The organism is Saccharopolyspora thermophila, from assembly GCF_014646075.1.
GTDB classification, from domain to species: domain Bacteria; phylum Actinomycetota; class Actinomycetes; order Mycobacteriales; family Pseudonocardiaceae; genus Saccharopolyspora; species Saccharopolyspora thermophila.
Window position 1 is genome coordinate 83,619 of record NZ_BMMT01000002.1, and the last position, 12,651, is coordinate 96,269.

The 12,651-nt window shown below is 70.4% G+C and carries 9 protein-coding genes and 3 tRNA genes; 10 read left to right on the forward strand and 2 right to left on the reverse strand.

Translation table 11 applies throughout. The features are described 5' to 3' along the window. Positions 1–34 precede the first annotated feature (34 nt). The 4 genes from serA (at position 35) to IEY17_RS03800 (ending at position 5,724) form a co-directional block, all read left to right on the forward strand. Entirely contained in the window at positions 35–1,630 is a 1,596-nt protein-coding gene (gene serA / locus IEY17_RS03785; protein WP_188985511.1) for a phosphoglycerate dehydrogenase, read from the forward strand. A 240-nt stretch (positions 1,631–1,870) separates the two neighbouring features. After that, positions 1,871–2,914, forward strand: a complete 1,044-nt coding sequence (locus tag IEY17_RS03790) for a 3-isopropylmalate dehydrogenase (protein WP_188985513.1) — start codon at positions 1,871–1,873, stop codon at positions 2,912–2,914. 272 nt (positions 2,915–3,186) lie between these two features. Further along, entirely contained in the window at positions 3,187–4,821 is a 1,635-nt protein-coding gene (cimA, locus tag IEY17_RS03795; protein ID WP_188985515.1) for a citramalate synthase, read from the forward strand. A 120-nt stretch (positions 4,822–4,941) separates the two neighbouring features. Then, positions 4,942–5,724, forward strand: a complete 783-nt coding sequence (locus IEY17_RS03800; RefSeq protein ID WP_188985517.1) for a fumarylacetoacetate hydrolase family protein — start codon at positions 4,942–4,944, stop codon at positions 5,722–5,724. 1 nt (position 5,725) lies between these two features. Here the strand turns inward: IEY17_RS03800 and IEY17_RS03805 are convergent, their stop codons facing one another. Then, complete coding sequence (locus IEY17_RS03805; RefSeq protein ID WP_188985519.1) at positions 5,726–6,955, reverse strand: FAD-dependent oxidoreductase; 1,230 nt, start codon at positions 6,953–6,955, stop codon at positions 5,726–5,728. A 103-nt stretch (positions 6,956–7,058) separates the two neighbouring features. Between IEY17_RS03805 and gltX the strand changes: the two genes are divergently transcribed. The 5 genes from gltX to IEY17_RS03830 all read left to right on the forward strand — a co-directional run bounded on the left by gltX (position 7,059) and on the right by IEY17_RS03830 (position 10,282). Beyond that, positions 7,059–8,555, forward strand: a complete 1,497-nt coding sequence (gene gltX, locus IEY17_RS03810) for a glutamate--tRNA ligase (RefSeq protein ID WP_188985521.1) — start codon at positions 7,059–7,061, stop codon at positions 8,553–8,555. 178 nt (positions 8,556–8,733) lie between these two features. Continuing rightward, the gene (locus IEY17_RS03815; RefSeq protein WP_188985523.1) at positions 8,734–9,456 is read left to right on the forward strand and encodes an HAD family hydrolase; all 723 of its coding nucleotides are present in this window, start codon (positions 8,734–8,736) and stop codon (positions 9,454–9,456) included. A 171-nt stretch (positions 9,457–9,627) separates the two neighbouring features. Further along, a tRNA-Gln gene (locus IEY17_RS03820) sits at positions 9,628–9,699 on the forward strand. Positions 9,700–9,754: 55 nt separating this feature from the next. After that, positions 9,755–9,827: transfer RNA gene (locus IEY17_RS03825), tRNA-Glu, on the forward strand. Between the two features lie 382 nt (positions 9,828–10,209). Then, a tRNA-Glu gene (locus IEY17_RS03830) sits at positions 10,210–10,282 on the forward strand. A 168-nt stretch (positions 10,283–10,450) separates the two neighbouring features. Here IEY17_RS03830 and IEY17_RS03835 read toward each other — a convergent pair. After that, the gene (locus IEY17_RS03835) at positions 10,451–11,152 is read right to left on the reverse strand and encodes an IclR family transcriptional regulator (RefSeq protein WP_188985525.1); all 702 of its coding nucleotides are present in this window, start codon (positions 11,150–11,152) and stop codon (positions 10,451–10,453) included. Positions 11,153–11,244: 92 nt separating this feature from the next. On the opposite strand from IEY17_RS03835, the gene leuC reads away from it, so the two are divergent. After that, complete coding sequence (gene leuC, locus IEY17_RS03840) at positions 11,245–12,648, forward strand: 3-isopropylmalate dehydratase large subunit (RefSeq protein ID WP_188985527.1); 1,404 nt, start codon at positions 11,245–11,247, stop codon at positions 12,646–12,648. The last annotated feature ends 3 nt before the right edge of the window (positions 12,649–12,651 follow it).

A 12,651-nucleotide genomic window follows, 5' to 3' on the forward strand; every position in this document is an offset into this window, starting at 1 on the left:
GTGCCGACCGTGATTTTCCACCTGGAGTTCGCCCGTGACCAACGCAAGCCGTCCTGTCGTCCTGATCGCCGAGAAGCTGGCACCGTCCGTGATCGACGCCCTCGGGGACGAGGTCGAGATTCGCCACGTGGACGGCACCGACCGGTCGGCGCTGCTCGACGCCGTCGCCGTCGCCGACGCGCTCCTGGTGCGCTCCGCCACCAAGGTCGACGCCGAGGTGCTCGCGGCGGCCAAGAAGCTCAAGGTCGTCGCCCGGGCCGGGGTCGGCCTGGACAACGTGGAGGTGCCTGCCGCCACCGAGCGCGGCGTGATGGTGGTCAACGCTCCCACCTCCAACATCGTGTCGGCCGCCGAGCACGCGATGGCCCTGCTGCTGGCGGTGGCGCGCAACGTGCCGCAGGCCGACGCGAGCCTCAAGGGCGGCGAGTGGAAGCGCAGCTCCTTCACCGGGGTGGAACTCAACGGCAAGACCGTCGGCGTGATCGGCCTCGGCAAGATCGGCCAGCTGTTCGCGCAGCGGGTCGCCGCCTTCGGCACCAAGCTGATCGCCTACGACCCCTACGTGTCGCCGGGGCGCGCCGCCCAGCTGGGCATCGAGCTGGTGTCGCTGGAGGAGCTGCTGTCCCGTGCCGACGCCATCTCCATCCACCTGCCCAAGACCGCCGAGACGCTGGGGCTCATCGGCGCCGAGGAGCTGAAGAAGGCCAAGCCGGGCGTGCTGATCGTCAACGCCGCCCGCGGTGGTCTGATCGACGAGGACGCCCTGGTGGACGCCCTGCGCAGCGGCCACATCGGTGGTGCCGGCATCGACGTGTTCAAGACCGAGCCGACCACCTCCAGCCCGCTGTTCGAGCTGCCCAATGTGGTCGTCACCCCGCACCTGGGCGCGTCCACGGTGGAGGCGCAGGACCGGGCGGGCACCGACGTGGCGAGGTCGGTGCGGCTGGCGTTGCGCGGCGACTTCGTGCCGGACGCGGTCAACGTGCAGGGCGGCGTGGTCGGCGAGGAGGTCCGGCCGTATCTGTCGCTGACGCAGAAGCTGGGCCAGCTGCTGGCGGCGTTGCTGGGAGGCACGCCGAGCTCGGTGACCGTGGAGGCCCGCGGCGAGCTGGCCGACGAGGACGTGTCGGTGCTGCAGCTGGCGGCGTTGCGCGGTGTGTTCGCCGGTGCGGTGGAGAGCCAGGTGACCTTCGTCAACGCGCCGCAGCTGGCCGAGGACCTGGGCGTGCGGGTGGAGGTGAAGACCTCCTCGGAGAGCCCGAACCACCGCAGCGTGGTCTCGGTGCGCGCCGGTCTGCCGGACGGTCGCACCGCGGTGGTCTCGGGTGCGTTGTCCGGGCCGAACCAGGTGGAGAAGCTGGTGGAGGTCAACGGCCGCCACTTCGACCTGCGGGCCGAGGGCAACGTGCTGCTGCTGGAGTACCCGGACCGGCCGGGCGTGATGGGCAAGGTCGGCACGCTGCTCGGTGAGGTCGGCGTGAACATCGAGGCGGCGATGGTCTCCCAGACCACCGAGCGGTCCGAGGCGATCATGCTGCTGCGGGTGGACCGGCCGGTCGAGCCGGGCGTGCTGGAGCCGATCGGCGCGGCCGTCGGCGCCCGCATCGTGCGCACCGTGTCCTTCGAGTGACCTTGGCGCCCAACGCCGCAGACCACTCGGACGAGTGAGACAGGGGCCGTTCCGCTTCTTGGGACGGCCCCTTTGTCACGCCAGGATCCACGGGGTCTGTCACCCGTATGGGTGTCCCACACCCCGGGACATATCATCCACTTGGTGGGCCCGGCGTGCCGCCGGTCGCAGGGGTGCCGGTAGCCTTCGGCTCAACAGTTCGAGCCCCGCGGGTCGGGGTGGTTCCCGGGAGGTGTGTAGATGCGGCTCGCTGTGATCCCCGGCGACGGGATCGGGCCGGAGGTGATCGCCGAGGCTCTCAAGGTCCTCGGTGAGGTCGTGCCGGATACCGAGATCACTCGATACGACCTCGGAGCCGCCCGCTGGCACGCGACCGGGGAGCTGCTGCCCGAATCCGTCCTGGGCGAACTGCGGCAGCACGACGCGATCCTGCTCGGCGCGGTCGGCGACCCCTCGGTGCCCAGCGGCATTCTCGAGCGCGGCCTGCTGCTGCGTCTGCGCTTCGAGCTCGACCACCACGTGAACCTGCGGCCGGCCCGCCTCTACCCCGGGGTGAAGAGCCCGGTGTCCGACCCCGGCGAGATCGACATGGTCGTGGTGCGCGAGGGCACCGAAGGCCCGTACGCGGGCAACGGCGGCCTGCTGCGCAAGGACACCACGCACGAGATCGCCACCGAGGTCAGCATCAACACCGCGTTCGGTGTGGAACGAGTGGTGCGCGACGCGTTCGCCCGGGCCGCCGCCCGGCCGCGCAAGCACCTGACCCTGGTGCACAAGACCAACGTGCTCACCCACGCCGGTTCGCTGTGGTCTCGCGTGGTCGAGGAGGTCTCGCTGCAGTACCCGGACGTCACCGTGGCCTACCAGCACGTGGACGCCACCACCATCCACCTGGTCACCGACCCGACCCGGTTCGACGTGATCGTCACCGACAACCTCTTCGGCGACATCATCACCGACCTGGCGGGCGCGATCACCGGCGGCATCGGCCTGGCGGCCAGCGGCAACATCGACGCCACCCGGCGCAACCCGAGCATGTTCGAGCCGGTGCACGGCAGCGCCCCGGACATCGCCGGGCAGGGCGTGGCGGACCCGACGGCGGCGGTGCTGTCGGTCGCGATGCTGCTCGACCACGTCGGGCTGACTGAGGCCGCCAGGCGCGTCGAGGCGGCGGTGGCCTTCGACCTGGCGACCCGGGACCACTCGGCCCCGGGTGCGACCTTCGCGATCGGCGACCGCCTCGCGGCCCTGGTCTCCTCCCGCGAGGTCGCCCAGCAGACATAGCCGTACCGCGCGGGGCAGCCACGCCGAGCACGCCGTGGCGGGGCTGCCCCGCGTTTCGGATGCTGGGAAGAACGGTCCCCCATGTGGGCACGGCGGCGCGTTGTGGCAGCATGATGACGTGGCTTTCCGCAGTGTGATCATTATTGGCAGGCGCGCCGGGTAACGACTCCGCATCCCGGCGCGCGACCTCTCGCACCCGCGGGGGGTCTTTTTTGTTGCCTACGCGCTGCCGCCGCACCCATCCACCTCCGATGCCGACGGGAGAAACACCAGTGAGCCGCACCACCCCGGCCGGATGCCCGCTGGGCGACGACTTCCACGTGTACGACACGACCCTGCGGGACGGCGCGCAACGCGAAGGCATTTCCTATTCGGTGACCGACAAGCTCGCGGTCGCCCGACTGCTGGACTCGCTCGGCGTCGGCTTCATCGAGGGCGGGTGGCCCGGCGCGCTGCCGAAGGACACCGAGTTCTTCCAGCGCGCCGCCGACGGCGAACTCGACCTGCGGCACGCGACCCTGGTCGCCTTCGGCTCGACCCGCCGCGCCGGGACCACAGTGGACGAAGATCCGCAGGTGCGGGCGCTGCTGGACTCGCGCGCCCCGGTGGTGACGCTGGTGGCCAAAGCCGACCGTCGGCACATCGAGCGGGCCCTGCGCACCGATGTGGACGAGAACTGCGCGATGGTGGCGGACACCGTGCGTTTTCTGGTCGGCGAGGGACGCCGGGTGTTCCTCGACGCCGAGCACTTCTTCGACGGCTACGCCTTCGACCCGGACACCTCGCTGCGGGTGCTGGAAGCCGCCGTGACCGCGGGCGCCGACGTCGTGGTGCTGTGCGACACCAACGGCGGTCAACTGCCGCTGCAACTGGCCGAGACGGTCGGCGAAGTCGTTGCGCGGACGGGGTTCCGCGTCGGCATCCACTGCCAGGACGACACCGGGTGCGCGGTGGCCAACAGCGTCGCCGCGGTGCAGGCCGGGGCCACGCACGTACAGTGCACCGCCAACGGCTACGGGGAACGCGCCGGCAACGCGGACCTGTTCGCGGTGATCGGCAACCTCGTCACGAAGCTGGGGATGCCGGTGCTGCCGGACGGCAAGCTCCGCGAGCTGACCCGGGTTTCGCACGCGGTGGCCGAGATCGCCAACCTCGCGCCGGACGCGCACCAGGCGTACGTGGGGCAGTCGACCTTCGCGCACAAGGCCGGTCTGCACGCCAGCGCGATCAAAGTGGACCCCGAGCTGTACAACCACATCGACCCGGCCGCGGTGGGCAACGGGATGCGGGTGCTGGTCACCGAGATGGCCGGGCGGGCCAGCCTGGAGCTCAAGGCCGCGGAACTCGGCCTGGACCTGTCCGGTGCGCCGGAGGCGGTCTCCGGCGCGGTGCGGCGGGTCAAGGAGCTGGAGGCGCGCGGCTGGTCCTTCGAGGCCGCGGACGCCTCGCTGGAACTGCTGCTGCGCCGGGAGATGGCGGCGGTGGCGGGCGCCGAGCCGGTGGACGCGCCGTTCCGGCTGGAGTCGTACCGAGTGGTGCTGGACCGCCGCCCGGACGGCGACGTGGTCGCCGAGGCGACGGTGAAGGTGCACGTGGCGGGCGAGCGGGTGATCGCCACCGCCGAGGGCAACGGGCCGGTCAACGCGCTCGACGCGGCGCTGCGCGAGGCGCTCGTACCGCACCTGCCGTGGCTGGAGGCGGTGGAACTGGCCGACTACAAGGTGCGCATCCTCGTCGACGCGCCCGGCACCGACGCGGTCACCCGCGTTCTGGTCGAATCCCGCGACGGCACCGAGGAGTGGACCACGGTGGGCGTGCACGGCAACATCGTCGAGGCCAGCTGGTTGGCCCTCTGCGACGCGCTGGCGTACAAGGCGTTGCGCGTCGGCGCCGCCACTCGCGGCTGACCGGCTGCCGCCAACGCCCCTGGTCCCCGCACGGGTGGCAGGTGAGGGGCGCCTTTCGGCCAAGTAACTTGGTGCGGGGGTGCCTCTCACCCCGTCCACTGTCGATTCCGGAGGTTCGTTGTGCGTCTGGCACGTGTCGCCCACTCCGACGGAGTGTCCTTCGTCGCGCTGGAGCCGGATCCGGCTGCCCCGCGGGAGAAGGCGGTCGCCGTCGAGATCGACCAGCACCCGTTCGGCGAGCCGACCTTCACCGGGCGCAGGTGGCCGATGGCCGACGTCCGGCTGCTCGCCCCGATCCTGCCCACCAAGGTCATCTGCGTCGGCAAGAACTACGCCGAGCACGCCCGCGAGATGGGCGGTGAACCACCGGAGAACCCGGTGATCTTTCTGAAGCCGTCCACCTCGGTCATCGGGCCGAACGCGGCGATCAAGCTGCCGCCGAACTCCGAGCGGGTGGACTTCGAGGGCGAACTCGCCGCGGTGGTCGGCCAACCGTGCAAGGACGTGCCCGAGGCGCGCGGCACCGACGTGCTGCTGGGCTACACGATCGCCAACGACGTCACCGCCCGCGACCAGCAGAAGGCCGACGGGCAGTGGACCCGCGCCAAGGGCTACGACACGTTCTGCCCACTGGGGCCGTGGATCGACACCGAGATCGACCCGGCCGACCTGCGCATCCGCACCGAACTGGACGGCGAGCTCAAGCAGGACTCGCGGACCTCCCTGCTGCTGCACGACGTCGCGGCGCTGGTTTCGTGGATCTCGCGGGTGATGACGCTGCTGCCCGGTGACGTGATTCTGACCGGCACCCCGGCCGGGGTGGGGCCGATGCGGCCGGGCCAGAAGGTCTCTGTTTCCATCGACGGCCTCGGTACCCTCACCAACCCCGTCCAGCAGGGCTAGCTCAGCGCAGGGCGGACTGGGGCGGGCGTTCGCGGACCGCTCCGTAGGCCAGCACGTACGGCGGGATGCGGCGCAGCCACGGCAGCTTCGAGACCGCCCGCAGCGGCAGCGGCAGGTGCGCCACGTTGCCGAAATCGATTTCGCCGCGCAGGGCGGGGCCGACGACGTTGTCGTGGATCACCCGCTGCATCCGCTGGAGCAGCACCGTGGTCGGCCAGCGTCGGCGCTGCACCGCCGCGACGTGCCGGCGCTCCAGGCGTCCCTCGCGTAGCGGCTCCGCCAGACAGCGGGCCGCTGCCACGGCGTCCTGCACGGCCAGGTTGATGCCGATGCCGCCGACCGGGGACATGGCGTGCGCGGCGTCGCCGATGCACAGCAGGCCCGGGACGTGCCAGCGGCGCAGCCGGTCCAGGGTCACGTGCAGCACCTTGACGTCGTCCCAGCTGCGCACCAGGTCGCGCCCGGCCAGCCAGGGCAGTTGGCGCACCAGTGTCTCGTTGAACTCCTCGATCGGCCGGTTGCGCCCGATCTGGTCGGTGCCCTTGGCGATGATCGACGCGATCTGGAAGTAGTCGCCGCGGTCCAGCAGGGCCAGGAAGGTGCGGTCGCGGATCAGCCCGATGGCACCCGCCGGGTCGTCGGGGCGGCGCGGCACCCGGAACCACCGGACGTCCATCGGCGTCGGGAAGTCCCGCAGCCCCAGCTCGGGCAGCGTGCGCACGAACGACTTGCGGCCGTCGCAGGCGACGGTGATGGTGGCCCGGATCTCGCCGGTGGCGCCGTCGGCGGTGCGGTACCGGACGCCGTTGACCCGGCCGCGCTCCCGGATCAGCTCGGTCGCCTCGGTGTTCATCCGCAGCTGGAAGGTGGGTTCCTGCTTGCCCGCGTCGGCCAGCATGTCCAGGAAGTCCCATTGCGGGACCAGCGCGACGTAGTTGTACTTCACCCGCAGTTCGCGGAAGTCGCCGAAGGTGAACAGCTCCCCGGCGGGGCCGATGGGCAGCGAGACGCGGTCCACCCGCCGCTGCGGCAGCTCGGCGAACCGCTCGGCCAGGCCGAGGTCGTCCAGCAGGTGCAGGGTGGTGGGGTGCACCGTGTCGCCCCGGAAGTCGCGGAGGAAGTCGCCGTGCTTCTCCAGCACGGTGACCTCGACGCCGGACCGGGCCAGCAGCAGGCCGAGGACCATGCCCGCCGGGCCGCCACCGACGATGCAGCACGTTGTTCGCTCCATTGCGATCCCTCCAGAATTTCAACGCCTGTTGAATAACTGCAGCATGCTCCTCCCCGGGTGTGCTCGTCAAGCGCAGACGCCAAGTGGCTAGGCTGAATGTGTTATGAGCACGTCAGACGCCGCAGCCACAGCCGCCAGCAGGCCCGTCCGAGCCCGGTTCTGCCCCTCGCCGACCGGCACCCCGCACGTCGGCCTGATCCGCACCGCCCTCTACAACTGGGCGTTCGCCCGGCACCACCGGGGCACCCTGGTGTTCCGCATCGAGGACACCGACGCCAACCGGGACAGCGAGGAGTCCTACCAGGCGCTGCTGGAAGCGCTGCGCTGGCTCGGCCTCGACTGGGACGAGGGACCCGAGGTCGGCGGCCCGTACGGGCCCTACCGGCAGAGCGAGCGGCGCGACATCTACGCCGACATCGCCCAGCGGCTCCTGGACGCCGGCGAGCTCTACGAGTCCTACTCCACCCCGGAGGAGATCGAGGCCCGCCACCGCGCCGCCGGACGCGACCCCAAGCTCGGCTACGACGGCCACGACCGCGAGCTCACCGCGGAACAGATCGCGGCCTACCGCGCCGAAGGCCGCAAGCCCGTCCTGCGGCTGCGGATGCCCGAGCGCGACATCACCTTCACCGACCTCGTCCGTGGGGAGATCACCTTCCCCGCCGGCAGTGTCCCGGACCCGGTCCTGGTGCGCGCCAACGGCGACCCGCTCTACACGCTGACCAACCCGGTCGACGATGCGCTGATGCGCATCACCCACGTCCTGCGCGGCGAGGACCTGCTGTCCTCCACGCCCCGCCAGATCGCCCTCTACGAGGCCCTGCAGCGCATTGGCGTGACCGACTTCACCCCGGAGTTCGGGCACCTGCCGTTCGTCATGGGCGAGGGCAACAAGAAGCTGTCCAAGCGCGACCCGCAGTCCAACCTGTTCCACCACCGCGACCGCGGATTCCTCCCCGAGGGTCTGCTGAACTACCTCGCGCTGCTCGGCTGGTCCATCGCCGACGACCGCGACGTGTTCACCCTCGACGAGATGGTTGACGCCTTCGACATCGGCCGGGTCAGCTCCAACCCGGCGCGCTTCGACCAGAAGAAGGCCGACGCGATCAACTCCGTGCACCTGCGGGCCCTGGCGCCCGACGAGTTCGTCGACCGCGTGGTGCCCTACCTCGTGCAGGGCGGGGTGCTGCCCGCGGAACCGACCGAGCAGCAGCTCGCCGTCGTCCGCGCCGCCGCGCCGCTGGTGCAGGAACGGCTCATCGTGCTCTCGGACGCGGTCGGCATGATGGGATTCCTCTTCGCCGACGAGGAGTTCGAGCCCGACCCGACCTCCGCGCAGAAGGCTCTCGGCGACGACGCCAAGCCCGTCCTGCAGGCCGCCATCACCGCCCTCGAGGCGCTGCCCGAGTGGACCGCGGCGAGCATCGAACAGGCGCTGAAGGACTCCGTCGTCGACGGCCTCGGCATCAAGCCCCGCAAGGCGTTCGCGCCCGTGCGTGTCGCCGTCACCGGGCGCACCGTGTCTCCGCCGCTGTACGAGTCGATGGAACTCGTCGGCCGCGAGGTCTCCCTGCAGCGGCTCCGCCAAGCCCTCGGCTGAACCGCCGAAGCGGTCTCCCGTCCACGTGCTGCGGATGCCTCCATCTGGGCCCCGCCGGAACAGCCCGACAGGATCACCGTGTTGGCCGAGTCGGATGCAGCCGGTGAACGCCTAGCCTCTCGGAGTGATATCCGCGCCTCAAGATTCAACCATCCGCGCACTCGGGCAGGTTAAGGCTGTGTGCCTCGATGTCGACGACACCCTGGTCGACAGCGCCGGCTCGTCGCGGCACAGCCTGCGGGCCCTCGTCGGTAATGACCGCGCCTGGTCCGTGTGGCAGCGCACCACGGACCGCTACTACGCGCGGTTCGTCACCAACGAGCTCGACTTCGACACCATGCGCGTCGAACGCACCCGGGCCTTCTTCGCCGCCTTCGGCGAACATCTCGACGCGGCCGAGGCCGAACGCCGCGAAGCGCGGCGCATGGCCGCCATGCAGCGTGCCTGGCGGCTGTTCGACGACACCCTGCCCTGCCTCGACTGGCTGCGCGGCAGCGGCCTGCGCCTCGCCGTGATCACCAACGCCCCCGGCGCCTACCAGCGCCGCAAGATCGCCGCCGTCGGACTCGCCGACACCTTCGACGAGCTCGTCATCTCCGAGGAGGTCGGCGCCGCCAAGCCCGACCCCCGCATCTTCCGCACCGCCTGCGACGCCCTCGGTCTGCACCCTGCCGAAGTCGTCCACGTCGGCGACCGGCTCGACATCGACGCGCAGGGCGCCGCCCGCGTCGGCATGCACGGGGTCTGGCTCGACCGCACCGGCACCGCCGACCGGCCCACCGATGTGCCGACCATCACAAGCCTCTTCGAACTGCCCGGACTGCTCATGTCGGACCTCCCCGCGGTGCCTGCCGAACGCCGAGGCGCGTCCGGCCGCCCGCTCGCGCAGCTGAGCTGCTAACGCCGGCTCCGGGCCGCTGCGGCCGCCGCCACCTGCGACGATCCTCAACAGAGGGGGGTCATTTCAGGGCTCCCGAGGGGATGGTCTAATATTCTTATCGACGCGGCGGACAGCGGTCCGGAGTCGAACTCCCCCGGGAGATCGAAAAAGGCGGCTGGCCCTGCGGCACCATGGGGTATGGTGTAATTGGCAGCACGACTGATTCTGGTTCAGTTAGTCTAGGTTCGAGTCCTGGTACCCCAGCGAGCAGATCGCCGAAACCCCGTAACGGGGCGGAACGATCTCTCAACAACTACATGGTCCCGTCGTCTAGCGGCCTAGGACGCCGCCCTCTCAAGGCGGTAGCGCGGGTTCAAATCCCGTCGGGACTACAAGAGTGGGGGAGCCCCATCCGCTGAGTGTGCGGATGGGGCTCTTTCCGTGTTTTGCTGTGGGGGCCCGAGCCCCCACGCCCCCACGGTGCGGTGTCACCCCGCAGTGTGCTCCTCGCTGTCGTTGTGTGTTGGGCTGGGCAAGGGACCAGCATCAAGGGGGGCTCTATCTGCTGAGTGTGCGGATGGGGCTCTTTCCGTTTTTCGCCATGGGGCCCGAGCCTCCAGGTGTGGCCACTCCCAGGAGGAACCTCCCAGGTTTGCCGGAAGTTGGGGGTGTCCCCCGGGGGCCTTGGCTGTTGTGGTGGGTTGGGCTGGGTATTGGTTATGGGGGGTGGTTGTCGGGGGCGGGTGAGGGTGTTGTAGAGTTCTTCCCGAACGCGGTCCCGTCGTCTAGCGGCCTAGGACGCCGCCCTCTCAAGGCGGTAGCGCGGGTTCAAATCCCGTCGGGACTACAAGAGTGGGGGAGCCCCATCCACTGAGTGCGCGGATGGGGCTCTTTCCGTTTTTCCGTTATGGGGAGCCCGAGCCCCCCACACCCCCACGGCGCGGTGGTCGCCCGGGTGTACTTTGTTGGGCCGGGAGAGCGGTTTCGGGCCGCTCTCGGTGCTTTGCTGAGTGGCTTACAGGCGGTTCTGCAGGGCTTCAGCTGCTGCCAGGAGGTCCGCTGCCCAGCGGGCTCCCGGCCGGCGGCCCATTCTGTCGATCGGGCCGGAGACCGAGATCGCCGCCACCACGTTGCCCTGGGCGTCTCGGACCGGGGCCGAGACGCTCGCCACTCCCGATTCCCGCTCCGCCACGCTCTGAGCCCAGCCTCGGCGGGTCACCTCCAGCAGGGTCCTCTCGCCGAAGACCGCTTCCGCCAGAACCGCTCGCTGCGTTGCCGGGTCCGCCCACGCCGCCAGGACCTTCGCTCCCGAGCCCGCGGTCATCGGCATCGCCGTGCCCACCGGAACCGTGTCCCGCAAACCGCTCGGCGGTTCCGCCGTTGCGATGCAGATCCTCTGCATTCCGTCCCGGCGGTAGAGCTGGACGCTTTCGCCCGTCACGTCCCTGAGCTTCGGCAGCACCACCGCCGCCGCTTCCAGGAGCGGGTCCACCGCTCCTCCCGCCAGCTCCGCCAATGCCGCTCCCGGGCGCCAGCGCCCGTCCGAGCCCCTGCGCAACAGGCGGTGCACCTCCAGGCCCACCGCCAGGCGGTGCGCCGTTGCCCTGGGCAGACCCGTGCGGCTGCACAGTTCCGCCAGGCCACAGGGCTCGTTGGCGACCGCGTGCAGGACGGCCACCGCCTTGTCCAGTACTCCGATGCCGCTATGCTGTCCCACGTACCGATACTAACTTCCCGAGATATGGGAAGTCCACTCTGTGGGAGAGGTTCGGTCCGTCCGGACCTCGGCAGCCTCGACTGGGAGCAGCGATGGGAAAAACGCTCGCGGAGAAGGTCTGGGACGCGCACATCGTGCGCCGTGGTGAAGGCCACGAACCCGACCTGCTCTACATCGACCTCCACCTGGTGCACGAGGTCACCAGTCCGCAGGCCTTCGAGGGGCTGCGGTTGGCCGGCCGGAAGGTGCGCCGCCCCGACCTGACCCTGGCCACCGAGGACCACAACGTCCCCACCACGGGCATCGACCTGCCGATCGCCGACCCGGTTTCGCGCACACAGGTGGAGACGCTGCGGAAGAACTGCGAGGAGTTCGGCATCCGGCTGCACCCGATGGGCGACGCCGAGCAGGGCATCGTGCACGTGGTTGGCCCGCAGCTGGGCCTGACGCAGCCGGGCACCACCGTGGTCTGCGGTGACAGCCACACCTCCACGCACGGTGCGTTCGGCGCGCTGGCCTTCGGCATCGGCACCTCCGAGGTCGAGCACGTGCTCGCCACCCAGACGTTGCCGTTGAAGCCGTTCAGAACCATGGCCATCAACATCGAGGGCACCCTGCGGCCGGGCGTCACGAGCAAGGACGTCATCCTCGCCGTCATCGCCAAGATCGGCACCGGCGGCGGCCAGGGCTACGTCCTGGAGTACCGCGGCGAGGCGGTCCGGAAGATGTCCATGGAAGCCCGCATGACGATCTGCAACATGTCCATCGAGGCGGGTGCCCGGGCGGGCATGATCGCCCCCGACGAGACGACTTTCGCCTACCTGCAGGGCCGTCCGCACGCGCCGAAGGGCGCCGACTGGGACGCCGCTGTCGAGTACTGGAAGACGCTGCGCACCGACGACGACGCCACATTCGACGCAGAAGTCACGCTGAACGCCGACGAACTCACCCCGTTCGTCACCTGGGGCACCAACCCGGGGCAGGGCCTGCCGCTGAGCGAGCGCGTGCCGGACCCCGCGCAGATCGCCGATGAGGGCGAGCGGCTCGCCGCGGAGAAGGCGTTGGCCTACATGGGCCTGGAACCGGGTACTCCGCTGCGCGAGATCGCCGTGGACACCGTGTTCCTCGGCTCCTGCACCAACGGCCGCATCGAGGACCTGCGCGCCGCGGCCGAGGTGCTCAAGGGCCGCAAGGTCGCCGCGGACGTGCGGATGCTGGTGGTACCCGGCTCGATGAAGGTCCGCAAGCAGGCGGAGTCCGAGGGGCTGGACGCGATTTTCACCGCCGCGGGCGCCGAATGGCGTTCGGCCGGTTGTTCGATGTGCCTGGGGATGAACCCGGACCAGCTCACCCCGGGGGAGCGCAGCGCCTCCACCTCCAACCGCAACTTCGAGGGCCGGCAGGGCAAGGGCGGCCGCACCCACCTCGTCTCGCCGCTGGTGGCCGCGGCCACCGCGGTGCGCGGAACCCTGTCTTCCCCCGAGGACCTCGACTGAAAC

What these genes read in the sequence shown, in the direction of transcription:
- leuC (WP_188985527.1), top strand. Translation starts at nt 11,245, where the DNA reads ATGGGAAAAACGCTCGCGGAGAAGGTCTGGGACGCGCACATCGTGCGC.
- IEY17_RS03805 (WP_188985519.1), bottom strand. Translation starts at nt 6,955, where the DNA reads ATGGAGCGAACAACGTGCTGCATCGTCGGTGGCGGCCCGGCGGGCATG.
- IEY17_RS03790 (WP_188985513.1), top strand. Translation starts at nt 1,871, where the DNA reads ATGCGGCTCGCTGTGATCCCCGGCGACGGGATCGGGCCGGAGGTGATC.
- gltX (WP_188985521.1), top strand. Translation starts at nt 7,059, where the DNA reads ATGAGCACGTCAGACGCCGCAGCCACAGCCGCCAGCAGGCCCGTCCGA.